The 16919-nt window shown below is 73.6% G+C and carries 13 protein-coding genes and 2 tRNA genes; 8 read left to right on the forward strand and 7 right to left on the reverse strand.

Translation table 11 applies throughout. The features are described 5' to 3' along the window. Positions 1-155 precede the first annotated feature (155 nt). From HFV08_RS14070 to HFV08_RS14080, 3 genes are all read left to right on the forward strand, one after another. The gene (locus tag HFV08_RS14070) at positions 156-1805 is read left to right on the forward strand and encodes a S1C family serine protease (RefSeq protein WP_312885601.1); all 1650 of its coding nucleotides are present in this window, start codon (positions 156-158) and stop codon (positions 1803-1805) included. A gap of 42 nt (positions 1806-1847) precedes the next feature. Beyond that, positions 1848-1935, forward strand: a tRNA-Ser gene (locus tag HFV08_RS14075). Between the two features lie 204 nt (positions 1936-2139). Next, positions 2140-2622, forward strand: coding sequence for a hypothetical protein (locus HFV08_RS14080; RefSeq protein ID WP_168539380.1), 483 nt, complete (start codon positions 2140-2142; stop codon positions 2620-2622). A 192-nt stretch (positions 2623-2814) separates the two neighbouring features. Here the strand turns inward: HFV08_RS14080 and HFV08_RS14085 are convergent, their stop codons facing one another. The 4 genes from HFV08_RS14085 to HFV08_RS32100 all read right to left on the reverse strand — a co-directional run bounded on the left by HFV08_RS14085 (position 2815) and on the right by HFV08_RS32100 (position 3880). Next, a complete protein-coding gene (locus tag HFV08_RS14085) occupies positions 2815-3216 on the reverse strand; it encodes a DNA-binding protein (RefSeq protein WP_168539382.1) in 402 nt (133 codons plus the stop codon). Continuing rightward, positions 3213-3461: a type II toxin-antitoxin system CcdA family antitoxin gene (locus HFV08_RS14090; protein WP_168539384.1), complete on the reverse strand. Its 249-nt coding sequence runs from the start codon at positions 3459-3461 to the stop codon at positions 3213-3215. The genes HFV08_RS14085 and HFV08_RS14090 overlap by 4 nt, the downstream gene beginning before the upstream one ends. Before the next feature lie 194 nt (positions 3462-3655). Continuing rightward, positions 3656-3773, reverse strand: a tRNA-Gly gene (locus HFV08_RS14095). Further along, positions 3752-3880, reverse strand: coding sequence for a hypothetical protein (locus HFV08_RS32100; RefSeq protein WP_281373476.1), 129 nt, complete (start codon positions 3878-3880; stop codon positions 3752-3754). Before HFV08_RS32100 ends, HFV08_RS14095 begins: the two co-directional genes overlap by 22 nt. 554 nt (positions 3881-4434) lie before the next feature. On the opposite strand from HFV08_RS32100, the gene HFV08_RS14100 reads away from it, so the two are divergent. Next, positions 4435-5550, forward strand: coding sequence for an FUSC family protein (locus tag HFV08_RS14100; protein WP_168539386.1), 1116 nt, complete (start codon positions 4435-4437; stop codon positions 5548-5550). Positions 5551-5692: 142 nt separating this feature from the next. Here HFV08_RS14100 and HFV08_RS14105 read toward each other — a convergent pair whose 3' ends face one another. Next, positions 5693-6571, reverse strand: a complete 879-nt coding sequence (locus HFV08_RS14105; protein WP_168539388.1) for a bifunctional DNA primase/polymerase — start codon at positions 6569-6571, stop codon at positions 5693-5695. A 382-nt stretch (positions 6572-6953) separates the two neighbouring features. On the opposite strand from HFV08_RS14105, the gene HFV08_RS14110 reads away from it, so the two are divergent. The 4 genes from HFV08_RS14110 (at position 6954) to HFV08_RS14125 (ending at position 10786) form a co-directional block, all read left to right on the forward strand. After that, entirely contained in the window at positions 6954-7256 is a 303-nt protein-coding gene (locus HFV08_RS14110; RefSeq protein ID WP_168539390.1) for a hypothetical protein, read from the forward strand. Positions 7257-8110: 854 nt separating this feature from the next. Beyond that, positions 8111-8647, forward strand: coding sequence for a SigE family RNA polymerase sigma factor (locus HFV08_RS14115; RefSeq protein ID WP_168539595.1), 537 nt, complete (start codon positions 8111-8113; stop codon positions 8645-8647). 168 nt (positions 8648-8815) lie between these two features. Continuing rightward, a complete protein-coding gene (locus HFV08_RS14120; RefSeq protein WP_168539392.1) occupies positions 8816-8971 on the forward strand; it encodes a hypothetical protein in 156 nt (51 codons plus the stop codon). A gap of 165 nt (positions 8972-9136) precedes the next feature. Next, positions 9137-10786, forward strand: coding sequence for a long-chain fatty acid--CoA ligase (locus HFV08_RS14125; RefSeq protein ID WP_168539394.1), 1650 nt, complete (start codon positions 9137-9139; stop codon positions 10784-10786). A gap of 237 nt (positions 10787-11023) precedes the next feature. On the opposite strand, the gene HFV08_RS14130 is transcribed toward HFV08_RS14125, so the two are convergent. Together HFV08_RS14130 and HFV08_RS14135 are read right to left on the reverse strand one after the other, a co-directional pair. After that, positions 11024-12109, reverse strand: coding sequence for a pentapeptide repeat-containing protein (locus HFV08_RS14130; RefSeq protein WP_312885603.1), 1086 nt, complete (start codon positions 12107-12109; stop codon positions 11024-11026). A 269-nt stretch (positions 12110-12378) separates the two neighbouring features. Beyond that, positions 12379-16917: a PAS domain-containing protein gene (locus HFV08_RS14135; protein ID WP_168539402.1), complete on the reverse strand. Its 4539-nt coding sequence runs from the start codon at positions 16915-16917 to the stop codon at positions 12379-12381. Positions 16918-16919: the final 2 nt, after the last annotated feature.

Here is a 16919-nt window from a genome sequence, read left to right on the forward strand (position 1 = left end):
TGCGAACGGTGGCTCCGAACGCACAGGATCGCCTTATGGTGCCCTGACGCCGCTTGGGAAAGGGTGGGAACGGTCAGAAGTACACAGCTGGAGCGCGCCGGGCGCACCCCGCGACCCGTGCCGGACAGGACAGCCGTGGAGCGAGGAGTAGAGCTGTGAACCCCGAGAGCGCCAGGAACGGCGAGAACACCGGGAAGGGCGACATCACCGGGCAGGGCGACAACACCGGGAGCGCCGGGACCGGGAACGGCGAGCAGAACACCGGCGGCGGTCCCGCCACCCCCGGTGGGCCCCCCGCGTACCCCGGCAGCACCGGCGAGGCGGCCCCCGAGACCCCGGCGGCGCCCGCCGGCCCCGCGGACACCGCCGCCCACAGCACCCCGCCCGCCCCGCAGAACCCCCCGCACCACCAGCCCCCCGCCCCCGCGCAGCCCCCGGCCGCCCACGCCCAGGGCGCACCGGACCCGCACCAGGGCGGCCACCCGGCTCCCGGCCAGGGCGGCCACCCGGCACCCGATCAGGGCGGTCACCCGGCGTCCGGCCAGGGCGGCGCCGCCGGAAGCTGGCCGCCGCCTCCGCCGCCCCCCGCGGTGCCCTCGTACGCGGGAGGTGCGGGCGGCGGCGGCCACCACTGGGGCTCCGACTACCACCCGCACCAGCCGCAGCCCAGGCGCCGTCGCGGCGGGCTCATCGCGGGCGTGCTCGCCGGAGCGCTGCTGATGGGCGCGGTCGGCGGCGGCGTCGGCTACCTGATCGCCGACAACAAGGACGACGACGGCGGTACGAACAGCTCCACCACGGTCTCCGCGGACAGCCAGGCCGGGCTGAAGCGCTCCCCCACCTCGGTGGCCGGGATCGCCAATCGCGCGCTGCCCAGCGTCGTCACCATCGAGGCCTCGGGCGGCGGCGGCCAGGGCGACACCGGCGGCACCGGCTTCGTGTACGACCAGGAAGGCCACATCCTCACCAACAACCACGTGGTGGCGACCGCCGCCGAGGGCGGCAAGCTCTCGGCCACCTTCTCCAACGGCAAGAAGTACGCCGCCGAGGTCATCGGCCGGGCCCAGGGCTACGACGTCGCCGTCATCAAGCTGAAGAACGCCCCCGGGGACCTCAAGCCGCTCGCCCTCGGCAACTCGGACAAGGTCGCGGTCGGCGACTCCACCATCGCCATCGGCGCGCCCTTCGGCCTCAACAACACGGTCACCACGGGCATCGTCAGCGCCAAGGACCGCCCGGTGGCCTCCAGCGACGGGGGCAGCAGCAACCCCTCGTACATGAGCGCCCTGCAGACCGACGCCTCCATCAACCCCGGCAACTCCGGCGGCCCGCTGCTCGATGCGCGCGGCGCGGTGATCGGCATCAACTCCGCGATCCAGTCCGGCGACCAGGGCGGCGGCGGCATCGGCGGCGGCCAGCCCGGCTCGGTCGGCCTCGGCTTCGCCATCCCGATCAACCAGGCGCGCACCGTCGCCTCCCAGCTGATGAAGACCGGCGAACCGGTCTACCCCGTCATCGGCGCCTCGGTCAGCCTCCAGGAACAGGGCGCCGGCGCCAAGATCACCGAGAAGGGCGAGGGCGGCGCCGAGCCCGTCACCCCCGGCGGCCCCGCCGACAAGGCCGGCCTCAAGCCCGGTGACGTCATCACCAAGCTCGACGACACCGTCATCGACAGCGGCCCCACCCTCATCGGCGAGATCTGGACCCACAAGCCCGGCGACACCGTCAAGCTCACCTACGAACGCGGCGGCCAGGAGCACACCGTGGACGTCACCCTGGGCCAGCGCAAGGGCGACGACGACTGAGCCGCTACTCTTGTCCCCGCGCCGCGGCCCAGCCCGGCGCGGGGAGGCGTGCCCGAGCGGCCTAAGGGAACGGTCTTGAAAACCGTCGTGAGGCAACCCCTCACCGTGGGTTCAAATCCCACCGCCTCCGCGGACGATCAGTGAGGACGGCCCCTGACCAGCAAGCTGGTTGGGGGCCGTCGTCTTGCGCTGGCGCCTGTGACGGACCACTGTTCCCCGTGGTTTTCGCGGTGGAAGGAGCATGGGAGAGGCACGGCTCCCTCTTCCCTGCCAGTTGTCTTCCAGGAGACCGGGCCAACCCCGAGCAGGCCCAGGTGACGTTAACTTGAACTCCATGGCGAGTCAGATCATCACCCTCGTTGGTGTCCTTCTCGGTGCTGTTACGTCGTTCTTCGCCACGAGTTGGGCGGAGCGGGCCAAGTTTCGGCAGACCCTGGCAACACGGTGGGATGAGCGCAAGTTCAACACCTACATCGAGTACATCTCCTGCGTGAAGGAAGCGACCCGGGCTGCGAAGCGCGCGATCCGGGCCCACGAGCAGGGCGGCGACGCAACCGAACCGCTGTCGGAGATGGAGGCAGCGGAGGACCGGCGATCCGTCCTCTTCGAAGGCCTCGTGCTGCTCGGGGACGACGCGGCTTCCCGGGCGGCTGTGTCCGTGAACGAACGGCTCTGGGACCTGCTGAACTGTGCTCGTGAGCCGGACGGGGTGTCCGTGAACGACCGTGACGGCTTGGGGCCTTCGATCATCGATGCGCTGAACTCCCTTCACAAGGCAGCTCGAACGGATCTCGCGATAGGCGATCCAGAGTCATGAGACCGGGAATCAGCGGTGCTTGAGCCGTTGAGGGGGCTATGACCTGCGTTCTCCCGTGAGGAAGCTTGGATTGCCACGGTCCCTGGAGGCTGTACCTGACCGCTGGTGTCCGCTCTTCCGGGCCCGGATGAGGCACGAGAGCGGCGATGCAGTGGACCTTGCCAGGGGGTGTCTTCGGGGTGGGCCGGCGGGTCAGAGAGGGATGACGCGGACCTGGTTGCCGCAGAGCTTGGTCATGTCGTCGCTGTCGGAGGTCAGGAGGGCGACGGGTTTCGGTTGACGCAGGGCGACCTCGGCGACCGTGGCGTCGATGGCATATTTGTGCCCGTGCAGTCCGGCGCCTTTGAGGAGTTCCGCTGCTGCTTTCGCCGCCTGTTCGGTGACGGGCTCCACCTTGACGCGGGACAGGGCCCAGTTCAGGCGAGGCATGTTGGTGCGGGAGTGGGTGACTTCCACGATGGTGTTGGCCCCGATCGCCAGGTCGGCTCCCATGTCGTGGAAGACCTGAAGCATCGCGAGAAGCTTGCGGTCCTGCGCGATCCAGGCAGAGAGCCCCTCCGAGTCCAGGACGACAGTCTCGACGCGCTCGTTCACGCTGCGTCCGCCCTCTTGGAGGAGCCGGCGGAGCCAAAGATCTTCCCGCGCGCCTCGGCAAGCTCCTCGTCGCTGAAGGCTCCGTGCTCCTCCTCATGGCGGCGGAGGTCCTCGCCCAGGAGTTGGTGCCGGATCTGGCGGGCTACGGCTTCCGCCACGTAGCCGGAGACGTTGTCCGTGAGCTTGCGGAGCTCCGCCACCTGGTCGCTGGGGAGCGTGACGGTGATGCGAGTCGTTGAGGACATGAGCTCAAGCATACTGGAGTATGCAGATATCGACTCGGCCATTGACCCTCGGCCCGGACGACCGCGAACACATGCTCCGGGTGCAGACAGGGGGACGCTCGCTCCCCGGCTGTCCACAGCGAGGTGAGGCTGGGGGCGGTGCTGCTGGAGGGCAGGCGAAAGGCCCCGGTCGTCGACGAGGGGCTTCACTGAAGCGCGGGTGCCGAGAATCGAACTCGCGCTCTGAGCTTGGGAAGCTCGGGTGAAGGGGCGCCCCGGAGTCGAGGCGCCCCTTCCGTGTGCCAGCGAGGTCAATGGATCAGGAACTCCCGCAGTAACCGCAGGATGTTCGCGGCGGCCGAGACCGCGGCCAGGAGCACGCTCAGCCGGGGCTTCGGGTTGGGCCGCCCGCGCGGGCGGGAGGTACGGTCGGGGGACACGAGGCATCACCTTTTCCTGTGGTGATCTTCGGTGCCCGTCGGGGCGAGTCGAAGCTGTCCAGGCCGCTCGCACCGACGGGCTTCTTGATGAGTACAGGAAAACAAGAGATATCCCGTTCGCAAATTCGATCTCGGATATCCGGACGCCGATTTCCCATTGCGCGGTGGGACTTGTGAGCAGCGCCACATGCCGCTTGAACCCGTGAACCACACCGGTATCAGCCAGTAACTCGGGCTCAGCCCCCACTCACTCACGCACGCCCATCAGGCGCGCGGAGCTTCTGCTCAGGCGGGTGTGGGATCGGGGAGTACCTGTCCGGCCTCTGCTGCTGCGAAAATTGACGCATGAACGTACGCCCCACCAGCACCGCCCCGTCGATGCCGCGCCCCGCAGCCCCCCGGGCATGCCGCCCGGCGGCCCCGGTCGTGCCGCCTCGTGGAGGGCACCGGTGAGCGGCGGTGGGCGGTTCGCCGGTGTCAGTGGGGCGAGTGTGCAGCGGAGTCGGGAGTTGGGGCGGGAGATGGTGCTGTCGCGGGTGCGGCGGCTGCGGAGCATGGCGTTGCCGATCGTGCAGAGTGCGGTGGCGGCGGGGCTCGCCTGGGTGATCGCGACCGATGTCTTCGACCACAAGCAGGCGTTCTTCGCGCCGATCGCGGTGGTGCTGTGCATCGGGGTCGGTCTCGGGCGGCGGTTGCGGCGGGTCGCCGAGCTGGTGGTGGGGGTGAGCGTCGGGATCGGGGTCGGGGATCTGCTCGTCTCGGCCATCGGCACCGGCGCCTGGCAGATCGCCCTGGTCGTGGCGCTGGCGATGACCGTCTCCGTCTTCCTCGACGGCGGGGCGCTGATCACCCTCCAGGCCGGTTCCTCCGCCGTGCTGGTGGCCACCCTGCTGCCGCCCGGCGGCCACGGCGGCGTCAACCGGATGCTGGACGCCTTCATCGGCGGGCTCGTCGGCCTCGCCACGGTCGTGCTGCTGCCCGGTGATCCGCCCGGCATCACCCGCTCCCACGGCCAGCGGATCTTCGCCGAGCTGGCCGCGGCGCTCTCCGGCGCGGCCGAGGCGCACACCCGCCGGGACGCGGAGCTGGCCGAGCGGTCGCTGTCCCGGGCCCGCAGTACCCAGCAGACGATCGACGACTTCCGCGCGGCGCTGGCCGCCGCCACCGAGATCGCCGCCTTCTCGCCTCTGCGCCGCCGCCGCAGGCGCCGCCTCGGCCGCTACTCCACCGCCGCGGTCCCCCTCGACCACGCGCTGCGCAACGCCCGCGTACTGCTGCGCCGTACGGTCGCCGCCATCCACGCGGGCGAGCCGGTACCGGAACCGATCCTCACCGCGCTCGACGAACTCGCCGGTGCCGCCGTCCTGTTGGGCCGGGAACTCGCGGACGGACAGGAGCCCGTACGGTCCGCCGGGAAGCTGCGGGAGACCGCCGTGCTCCTCGACCTGAGCCAGTCCGCCGCGCCGAGCGGTCACTCCGCCCATGTCGTCTTCGCGCAGACCCGCTCGCTCACCGTCGACCTCCTGGAGGCCACCGGCCTCGACCACGAGTCGGCCCTGGCGGTCCTGCCACCACCCCCGGCCGCCGAACCGGGTCTCGGCGCCCGACCAGGCTCAGACGGCGCCGAGTCCACCGATTCGGGGACCACTGATCCCAGGAACGATCACTGATTCAGGGACCACTGATCCCAGGGACGATCACTGATTCCGAGGACGATCACTGATCCCTGGGACCGCCGATCCCCCTCACCTGAGCCGTCCCCATCCCCCACATCCCCACATCCCCACATCCCCCAGCCCCATCCCTCGCCCCTCACCGAGGCCCCCGCACCAACCGTGAAGCGGACGTCAGGGTCGCGCGGGCCTCGCGTTCGGTGAGGCCGGTGGTGAGGGCGGCCTTGATGAGGGCGTGGCTGAGGGTTTCGCCGAGGCCGTTCTCGTAGGCGCGGCAGGCGGCCCAGAAGAGGCGGGTGTTGCGCTGGCCCTCGTGCGCGGCGAGGACGAACTGCACGAGCCCCTGTCCGGCGCCGGGCGGGGTGGTGCCGCCCGCCGGGTGTTCCGGGCGGGCCGGGGGCAGCAGCAGGCGCAGCAGCGCGGGCGGGCAGGGCGCGGGCGGCAGCAGGGCGGTGCCGGGGATGGTGCGGTACTCGCCGTGGTCGGTACGGGAGCCGGGGCCGACCAGGTAGCCGCCGGCGCCGCGGACGTCGATACCGGGGGCGAGCCGTCCCGCCGAGTTGGGCACCACGACGTCCGCGGGGCCGCTCAGCCAGACATGGCGGCCCTCGCTCGGCGTCACCACCACGACCGTGTCCGGGATGGTGAACAGGTGCCGCAGGGCGAGTTCGCGCAGCGCGGCCGAGGAGTCCGTACCGGACTTGGTGTCGAGGTCGATGCCGATCAGGTGGTGCGGGGGCAGTCCGCAGGCGATGCCGTAGCCGGTGGCCCAGGGGGCGGCGGCGAAGAGTTCGCGGACGCGTGCGGGATCCGTGGTGGCGTCGTGCACGCCGTGGCCGGGGCGGCCGCACTCGCCGTGGCACGGGGCGGGCCCGGCCTCGTCCCGGTGGGGGGAGGGCAGCGCGGGGAGTTTGGTGCGGGACAGGGGGATGACGGCCAGCCCGCGTTCGGCGGCGGACAGGGCGTGGGCGAGGGCCAGGGCGACGGGGGGCACGGCATGCCGGGCGGTGGTGGCCATGACTCCATGTTCGTACGTACGTTCGAAAAAGGGAAGTGGGTTCCGGGCGGGGGACGGGGGAGGGTGCCGTCCCGGCGGTCGGGGGAGTTCGGGTGGGATGCAGGGGCCTTGTGGGGCTGGGGAGTTGAGGGTGCGGTGTCCCTCTCCAGGGGATTTACGCCGCCTTGCGGGTTTATCGACAAGTCCTCACGCCTGGGGGCGAATCGCGGCGGCGGGAGTCGTCAGGGCGGTTCCGGCTGGGCAACTCTGCTCTCGCGACGTCGTGACCACTCCGGGGCGGCGGGCCAACCGCCCCGGAAACAGCGGTAGTTCAGGTCGCCGGGCGTGACCACCTGCACGGCAGCCCACGCGATCGGACCCGTCCCTACCTGGAGGAACAGACATGGCAAGCATCCGTACCGCCCGTGTTCTCGCCGCTGCGGCGGCCCTGCCGCTCGGGGTGGCGCTCTTCGCGGGTGCCGCGGCGGCCGACACCGGGGCGCTCTCGGGCGACCGGGCCAACGCGGGCGTGGCCACCGTCGGCGCCGGTGCCCGGGGTGCGGGGCCGGGGATCTCCGCGACCGGTCAGCAGCAGGCCGTGGGGGACAGCGCCCGCAACGAGAACAACGCGGTGAACATCAACGGCTCCGCGCCCACCTTCGTCGACCAGCGCCACCTGGGCATCGTCTTCACCCCGCTCTGGTGAGCCGCGGCCCTCCGGGGGCTGGGCCTCCTCCCGCGCGGGCTGCCGGGAGGGGTCCGGGGGGCCCGGGGGTCGCGGCCCGAGGGGTGACGACCTGTGCGGCGGTGCTTCGGCGCCGCCGCACAGGTGTGTGCGGGGAGGGCGGTCGCACAGGTGTGTCCGGGGTCAGGTGCACAGGGGTGTGCGGGTTCAACTGCCTCCGGGTTCAGGTCTGTCCGGGTGCTCGTGGCCGTCGTCCCGCCCGGTACACCCGGTACCGGGGTGTGCGGAGGCAGGTGGCGTACGGGTGGCCGGGTACCGGTAGATGGGTCCGGGGGCAAGTCGCGCTGCCCGTGCGGGAAGGCCGTCGGGGAAGACGGGGAGGGAGGCGGCGGAGGGGATCCGGGCCCGTGCGGTGAGGTGCCCCGAGTCCGTCTCGGGGCCAACCCCCAAGGGGGTGCGGGGGTCCCTCCACCCACAGGAGGTGAGGCGTTCGCCGCCCGTACAACCTGAGGGGGACACCGCTTCGGCACCTCCGGCCGATCCCCGTGCGTAGGGGGCACTTCTAGCGTGGAGCCATGACCGTTCCTGGGCATTGCACCCGCCTACCCGAGGCCCCGGCGACCGCGCCCTCGGCCAGCGCAGCGCGCCCGGCGCCCCTGGGGACCGGGCCCCGGCCGGCCGCGGCGAAGGCCGGTATCCGACCCAAGGCCGCCGCGCACCGCGTGCCCGCCCAGCGGGTCCCGCGCCCGGCCCGCCCGGCGGCGGCCACCCGCGGTGACTCCGCGGTCGGCGGCGGCCCCGCGGACGGCACGGCGCCCCGCGCCCGCCTCGCCACGGCCGCCCCGGCACCGGGCCCGCAGCGCACGGCGCCCGAGCTGAAGAGCCGATCCCGCGGCGCCTCGCACGGGCAGCACCTCACCTACGCCTCCTTCGCCTCCTACGTGAAGGAGCGCGGGCCGGTGCTGCTGCGCACGGCGCGCTCGCTGACCTCCAATGTCAACGACGCGGAGGACCTGCTGCAGACCGCGCTGACCAAGACGTACGTCGCCTGGGAGCGCATCGAGGACCACCGGGCGCTGGACGGGTACGTACGCCGCGCCCTGGTCAACACCCGTACCTCGCAGTGGCGCAAGCGCAAGGTCGACGAGTTCGTCTGCGAGGAACTGCCGGAGCCCGAGAACGCCCCGCTCGAGGACCCGGCCGAGCAGCAGGTGCTCCGGGACGCCATGTGGAACGCGATCATGAAACTCCCGGACCGCCAGCGCGCGATGGTCGTCCTGCGCTACTACGAGGACCTGAGCGAGGTGCAGACAGCCGAGGTGCTCGGCGTCTCGGTGGGCACCGTCAAGTCGGCGGTCTCCCGCGCCCTCGGCAAGCTCCGCGAGGACCCGCAGCTCCGCGAGGACGTATAGGACCACCCCCCTTCCCGTCCCCTGCCTCGGCGGGATCTCCCCGTCCCGCCGAACGCGCCGGCGTCCGAGCGGGTCGACGCGCTGGTCCGGGAGCAGAACGGCAAGCTGGCCGCCCTCGTCCAGGAGTGCGTCGACGCCGGACTCGCCCGCCCGGACCTCGATCCCCCGGTGGTGGCCACCGTGCTCTGGCGGATGTGGGACGGGGTGCTCGGCCTGATGTTCCGCGGCGACGGTTCGCGCCCCGGCGAGGAGGAGATGGCGAGGATCCTCGGCACCATGGAGTCCCTGGCGGGACTCGGCCTCCGGGCCCGCGCCGAGAAGTGACGCAGCGTGGGTGGGCGCGCGTGGCCCGGCGTGGGACGATCGCCGCACGCGCGAGGCGGTGTGACCCAGGGTGACGAGAGCAGGAACATACCCAGGGGTAGTGACACATCGTCTAGCAGCGCACGAGAATCCTCGCGATACCCCTTCGCCCTCGGGAGGCAACCGGTGTACAGCACGATGCAGGACGTTCCGCTGACGGTAAGCCGCATCCTCGCGCACGGTTCGACGGTGCACGGCAAGGCCGAGGTGCTCACCTGGACCGGCGAGGGCGATCCGCATCGGCGTACGTACGCCGAGGTCGGCACCCGGGCCGCGCAGCTGGCGCACGCGCTGCGGGACGAGCTGGGCGTGGTGGGCGACGAGCGGGTCGCCACCCTGATGTGGAACAACGCCGAGCACCTGGAGGCCTACCTCGCGGTCCCCTCCATGGGCGCCGTGCTGCACACCCTCAACCTGCGGCTGCCCGCCGAGCAGTTGACCTGGATCGTGGCGCACGCCGCCGACCGGGTCGTCCTGGTCAACGGCACCCTGCTCCCGCTGCTCGCCCCGCTCCTGCCCCAACTCCCCACCGTGGAGCACCTCGTGGTGGCCGGGCCCGGTGACCGCTCCGTCCTGGAGGGCGCCGCCGTCCGCGTCCACGACTACGAGGAGCTGCTCGCCGGACGCGCCGGGAGCTACGACTGGCCGGAGGTCGACGAACGCCAGGCCGCCGCCCTCTGTTACACCTCCGGCACCACCGGGGACCCCAAGGGCGTGGTGTACAGCCACCGTTCGCTCTATCTGCACTCCATGCAGGTCAACAACGCCGAGTCCTTCGCGCTGACCTCCCGGGACATCGCGCTGCCGGTGGTGCCGATGTTCCACGTCAACGCCTGGGGTCTGGCGCACGCCGCCTTCATGGCGGGCACCTCGCTGCTGATGCCCGACCGCTTCCTGCAGCCCGCCCCGCTCGCCGAGATGATCGCCCGGATCCGGCCGACCATCGGCGCCGCGGTGCCCACCATCTGGCAGGGGCTGCTCGGCGAACTCGACGCGAACAAGCGCGATGTGAGCTCGCTGTCCACCGTCATCATCGGCGGCTCGGCCTGCCCGCCCGCCCTGATGCGCGGCTTCGAGGAGCGCCACGGCGTCCGGGTGGTGCACGCCTGGGGCATGACCGAGACCTCGCCGCTCGGCTGCGTCGCCCACCCGCCGGGCGGGCTCAGCGCCGAGGAGGAGTGGGAGTATCGGATCAGCCAGGGCCGCTTCCCCGCCTCGGTCGAGGCGCGGCTGAGCGGGCCCGCCGGGGAGCGGCTGCCCTGGGACGGCGAGTCCGCGGGCGAGCTGGAGGTGCGCGGACCGTGGATCGCGGGCTCCTACTACGGCGGCGCGGCCGGTGAACCCTTCAAGCCCGACGACAAGTTCAGCGCCGACGGCTGGCTCAAGACCGGCGATGTCGGCACCATCACCCCCGACGGCTTCCTCCACCTCACCGACCGCGCCAAGGACGTCATCAAGTCCGGCGGCGAGTGGATCTCCTCGGTGGAGCTGGAGAACGCCCTGATGGCGCACCCGGAGGTCGCCGAGGCCGCGGTCGTCGCGGTCCCGGACGAGAAGTGGGGCGAGCGCCCGCTGGCCACCGTGGTCCTCAAGGAGGGCTCGACGGCCGACTTCACCGTGCTGCGCGAGTTCCTCGCCACCAAGATCGCCAAGTGGCAGCTCCCGGAGCGCTGGACCGTCGTCCCGGCGGTCCCGAAGACCAGCGTCGGCAAGTTCGACAAGAAGGTCCTCCGCAAGCAGTATGCGGAGGGAGAGCTGGACATCACCCAGCTCTGAGCGCGGGCGAACGGCGGGGCGGGACCGGTGCGGTCCCGCCCCTGAGCCACTCACGGGGGTGCCGGACACCGCTTTCGCGGAGGGCGTTCCCGAGCGGGACCGCAACCACGTCCGGCCGCTCGCTCTTCGACGACCCCGTGCCGAAGCGCCGAAGCGCCCGTCACGAGGACCGGTCCGCCGGTGCCCGCGGCCGCGTGGCCCGTCCGCGGCTGCACACCGGACACCGTCCGTGAGGGATCAGGCCGATCGCAGAGGCGGGACATTCCGCGCGATGGCGGCGGCGTGCAGCAGGATGCTCGGCTCGTCGCCGGGGTCCTCGTCCAGGACGACGCCGGCCTCCTGAGGGTCGAAGCCCGTCGGCCAGACCGTGGCGTCGCTCGCCAGTGCCCCCTCCAGCTCCGCCCCGGTCAGGTCGGCGCCGGTGAGGTCCGTCCCCCGGAGGTCGGCCAGTCGCAGATCCGCGCCGGTGAACGTGGTTCCACGGCTCCGCGCCTTGCGCAGATTCGCCTCCCGCAGGTCGGCCCCGGTGAAGTCGGCCTCGCGCAGGTCGGCCCTGACCAGGCGGGCACCGCGCAGGTCGGCGTCGATGCAGCGGCTCTGGTGGAGAACCGACGTCCCGAGCTCGGCATGCCGCATAGTGGCCCCGATCAGCGACGCCTTGGTCAGGTCGGCCTGGTAGATGCTCGCCGCTTCCAGGCAGGCGCCGTCGAAGTTGAGGTGGTGCAGCCACAGTCCGTCGCAGTCGGCCCGACGCAGGTCGGTGTAGCTGACGTTGAGCCAGCCGGACCGGCGTTCCTGGCACAGGACTCCGAGTCCGGTGAGCGCCACCTGGGCATCCGGGGCACGGGTCTCCAGCGGAGGCAGGGAGTTGATGCGCAGCTCCGCCGACGGGGAGTCCTGCTCCCGCACGGGCCATGGCAGGTGCGTCCGGAGGAACGCGGCCTTGATCGAGATGACCGACTCCCGGTCGTGAGCCGAATGGTCCGCGATCCGCCACAGCGCGTACAGCCCGCCGATCCGCACATCCGTCTTCTCGCTGCCGAGCTGGTCGACCGCCCGGCTGAAGCGGTCGGTGAGGTGCCCCTCCCGGGTGGCGTTCAGCCCCTCCTGGCCGACCCTCAACTGCCGCCAGGTGGCATACGCGCCGAAGAGGACCACCGCCCCGCCGACCGCCTGGATGAGCGTCGTGCGTACGTTGTTCACCGCCCCGAGGCGATCCGCGGCCGAGATCCGGTCCCCGCCCAGATCACGCTCGACCACGAGGACCGGCAGCACCACGACCACCACGGCGAGCACGGCGAGGACGGCGAGGACGGCTGCCACCCCGCGCAGCGCAGTACCGAATCGACGCCGCGGCGAGGCGTCCGACACGCGGCGGCTCTGAGCAGATTCCCCCGTATCCATGCACCCATGATCGCAGCGCGGCACACAGGCCGGTGTGCCTGTCCGGGCAGAGCACCGGGCGTGCTGTCCGGGGGGTCGGTGACGGCCTGGCACACCGGCTTCCGCCGCACCGGGCGAAGACCCGCGTTCCTCCGTACGAGGACTCCCGCTCGCTCACCGGAAGCCGGTCCACCGGCTTCCGGCCCCGCTCACTGGCTGCCGATCCGCGCGAGCAGATCCACGATCCGGCTCTGGACCTCGGGGCTGGTGGAGCGTTCGGCGAGGAAGAGGACCGTCTCACCGGCGGCGAGGCGGGGCAGGTCCTGGTGTTCCACGGCGGCGGTGTAGACGACGAGCGGGGTGCGGTTCAACTGGCCGTTGGCGCGCAGCCAGTCCACGATGCCGCTCTGCTCGCGCCGTACCCGCATCAGGTCCATGACCACCAGATTGGGCCGGGTCCCGGCGGCCAGCCGCACCGCGTCCTGGTCGCTGGCGGCCCGCGCGACCTGCATGCCCCGGCGCTCCAGGGTGGCGGTGAGGGCGAGCGCGATCTCCTCGTGCTGCTCGATGAGGAGCACCCGCGGCGGGTGCTGCTCGCTGTCCCGCGGGGCGAGCGCCTTCAGGAGTACGGCGGGATCGGCACCGTAGGCCGCCTCGCGGGTGGCCTGGCCGAGTCCCGCGGTCACCAGGACCGGCACCTCCGCGGCGACGGCGGCCTGGCGCAGCGACTGCAGGGCGGTCCGGGTGATCGGGCCGGTGAGCGGGTCGACGAAGAGCGCGGCCGGGAACGCCGCGATCTGCGCGTCGACCTCCTCGCGGGAGTGCACGGTGACGGGACGGTAGCCGCAGTCGCTGAGCGCCTGCTGGGTGCCCATGTCGGGGGCGGGCCACACCAGCAGCCGCCGCGGGTTGTCCAGCGGCTCCGGGGGCAGCTCGTCGTCGAGGTGCTGGCGGCGCGGGCGTTCGGCGATCTCCACGGCACCGCCGGGTCCGTCCAGCGGCTCGGGCCCCTCGTCGGCGTTCACATCGGGCGCCCCGATCGCGTACGAACGGCCGCCGCCCTCCGAGGAGGCCCCGCGCGGCTGCGGCGCGGCGAGCGGATGGCGGCGCCCGCCCCCGGTGTCACCGGAGTCGGTGCGTTCGGCGGGCGTACCGAGCTTGCGGCGCCGCCCGCCGGGACCCTGCCCGGCGCTCTCGCCCGGCTGCTGCGGGGCGCCGCCCGGTCCCGGCGCGGTCGGCGGCAGCGCCTGCGCCGAGCGGCCGCCGCCGCGCGGCTGGGGCAGATTCCCGGACCGCTGCTGCTCGGCGATCCGGCGCCCGAAGGGCACCCCCTGGCCGAGGGTGCGCACGCTGATCGCCCGCCCCTGCGTCGAGTCGGGATCCGGCGCCCCGGCCTCCGCGGGCAGCGGCTGGGCGGGCGGACGCGCGCCCCCCGAGGTGTGCGAGGTGGCCCCGCTGGGCGTGCCGTGCGGCGGCGTACCGGGCGCCCCTTGCGCGGGCACGCCGCGACCGCGGGTGCCCGCGGGGGGGACCGGTCCGGCACCGGGCTGCCCGGCGGCACCCTGCCCGGCGCCCTCGGCCGGTCCGGCGCCGGGAGCCTGCGCGGCGGCCTGACCCTGGTGCGGTCCGGGGGCGCCGGGGGCGCCGGGGGCTCCCTGTCCGGCGGCTCCTTGTCCGTGCGTGCCGCCCTGGGGCCCGCGTCCGTACGAACCGTCCTGCGTCCCGCGCCCGTTCGTACCGCGTCCGTCGTTCGGACCCCGTCCGTGCGTCCCGCGGCCGTCGGTTCCCCGTCGGTCTGTGCCGCGTCCGTCCGTTACCCGTCCGTCCGTTCCGCGTCCGTGCGTCCCGTGGTCGTGCGTCGGCTGCGGGTCCGCCGGGGGCGCGGGGGTGTGCGGGGCCGGGTTTCCGTGGGGGTGCTCGGTGCCGGGAGCCGGGTGGCCGCCCGGGCCGGGGGCGGTGAGGCGGGGGTCCCGGGCGCCGGAGCCGGGTCGGCGCGGCCGGCCCGCGCCCTGGGGGCCCGGACCGCCCGGGTCCTGGACGCCACCGGGGGTTCCGTCGCCGCCGGGTGACTCGGTGCCCTGCGGTGCTCCTCCCGCGGTGTCGGCCGCCGGGCGGGCGCGGCGCCTGCCGGTGGGGGCGGGGACGGGGTGGGCCTGCGCCGGGGTGTGCTCGTCGGGTCCGTCGGTGAAGAGCATGGTGTGCTGACCGGCGTCGCCGTGGGCGGGTACTGGACCGCGGGCGGGCCCGGGGCCGTACTCCTCGTCCGGTGCCCGGTCGGCCTCCGCGGGCGGCAGGGCGAACACCCGTCCCCCGGCGGCCTCCTGGGCGGCGGCGCGCTCCTGGGCGGCGGCGAGCGCCCGGCGGCGCCGGCCGGTGGGCTGCTGCCCGCCCGCGGCGCCCTGCCCCTGCTGCGGGTACCCGGGCGCGGTGGTGCCGGGCCGGGCGAAGGTAGCCTGCGGTGAACTCCCGTGCAGTGCGGGGGAGTTGCCGGGCACCGGTCCGGGGCCCTGCGGCAGCGCGGGAGCGCCCGGAAGCTGCGGCGGACCGGAGGACTCGGGCTGGCCCAGGGCCCCCTCGGACCCCTGGGGGAGCGCGGCCGGAAGCGCGCGCGCCCCGCCTTCGCGCCGCGCACGGCGCCCGGTCGGCCCCGGGATGCCCCCCGGCTGCACCGGCCTGCCCTGCGCGGGCACCGGCACACCCCCGGGCGGCACGGTCTCCCCGCGCTGCTGCCCGGGCGCGGACTCCCCGGCGGCCATCACGGCGCCCTCGGCGGCGCTCGGCCTGCCGCGCCTGCGCCCGGTGCCGCCCGCGGGCGTCTCCTGCGCGGGCGCCTGCTCCGGCGGCTGCCCGGCCTCGGCCGCCCGGCGCCGCCGCCGTCCGGTGCCCCCGGCGCCGTCGGTACCCGGAGCCGGGGCGCCCGAGCCGTCCGTACCGGAACTCTCCGTACCGGCGCCGTCCGTGCCGGTGTCGAGGAAGGCGTCCACCGAGGAGCGGCGGGCGCGCCTGCGGCCGCCGCCGGTGGTGGCGGGGTCCTCGACGGGCACCGGCCGGGCGCCGGACTCCGCCGCGGGCACGGCGACCGCGCCCGCGCCGCCGCCGATCGGCACTTCGAGTACGTAGGCGTTGCCGCTGGTGCCCGGCACCTCGTGGGTCTGCAGGACGCCGCCGTGCGCCCGCACCACGCCGCGCACGATCGGCTCGTGCACCGGGTCGCCGCCCGCGTAGGGGCCGCGCACCTCGATCCGTACGACCTCGCCGCGCTGGGCGGCGGCGACGACGATCGTGGAGTCCATGTAACCGCCCGCGGTGACCGGGGCGTTGCCGGTGGCGTCGACGCCCGCGACATTGGCGACCAGGTGGGCGAGGGCGGTGGCGAGCCGCTCCGGGTCCACCTCCGCCTCGATCGGGGGCGCGTGCACCGCGAACTGCGCCCGGCCGGGCCCGATCAGCTCGACGGCGCCCTCGACCCCGGCGCTCACCACGGCGTCCAGCATCACGTGCCGCCGGTCGAGGGTGTCCTCGCCGGTCTCCAGGCGCTGGTAGCCGAGGACGTTGTCGACCAGGGTGGTGATCCGGGCGTACCCGGCGGCCAGATGGTGCAGCACCTGGTTGGCCTCGGGCCACAACTGCCCCGCGTCGTCGGCGGCGAGCGTCGACAGCTCCCGGCGCAGCTCGTCCAGCGGGCCGCGCAGCGAGCCGCCGAGCATCGACAGCAGCTGCTCGTGCCGCCCGTCGAGCGCCTCGTAGCGGTCCTGTTCGCGCTCGGCGAGCGCCGCGTACCGGTCCTTCTCGCCGGCCAGCTCCTCGCCGTGCAGCTCGGTCAGGCGGGCCAGCTCCGCGGTCTGCTCCTCGCGCAGCGCGGCGAGCTGCGCCGCGTGCTCCTCGCGCAGCGCCGCCACGGCGGCCTCGTGCTCCGCGGACTCGGCGGCCCGGCTCTCGGCCAGCTTGTCGTACGGCCGCCGGTCGGTGAACGTCAGTACCGCGCCGACCAGTTGGTCCCCGTCGCGCACCGGTGCGGTGGTCAGGTCGACCGGCACCCGCTCGCCGCTCTTGGACCACATCACCTGCCCGCGCACCCGGTGCTTGCGCCCCGAGCGCAGCGTGTCCGCGAGCGGGGACTCCTCGTACGGGAAGGGCTCGCCCTCGGGCCGGGAGTGCAGCACCAGCGGGTGCAGCAGCCGGCCGCCGAGGTCGCTGGCCCGGTAGCCGAGGATCTGCGCCACGGCCGGGTTGACCAGGACCACCCGGCCGTCGGTGTCGGTGCCGACCACGCCCTCGGCGGCGGCCCGCAGGATCATCTCCGTCTGCCGTTGCGAACGCGCCAGTTCGGCCTCGGTGTCCACGGTGCCGGTGAGGTCGCGCACCACGACCATCAGCAGTTCGTCACCGGAGTAGGCGTAACCGTCGTAGGCCTGCTGGCCGTTCTCCAGATTCGCGCTCGTGACCTCGACCGGGAACTCGCTGCCGTCGGTCCTGCGCGCGGTCATCCGGTTCGGCTTGGTGCGCCCCGCGGGGTCCACGCTGTCCGCCCTGCGCATGGAGCCGGGGATCAGCCGGGAGTCGAAGGAGGGCAGCAGATCGAGCAGTCCGCGGCCGACGAGGGCGGTGCCGGGGGTCTCGAAGGTCTCCAGGGCGACGCTGTTGGCGTTGACGACGGTGCCGTTGGCGTTGACCAGCACCAGCGCGTCCGGCAGCGCGTCAAGTATCGCAGCGAGGCGAGCAGCGCCTCGGGATGGCCTGCTGCTCACGA

The organism is Streptomyces physcomitrii, from assembly GCF_012273655.1.
GTDB lineage: Bacteria > Actinomycetota > Actinomycetes > Streptomycetales > Streptomycetaceae > Streptomyces > Streptomyces physcomitrii.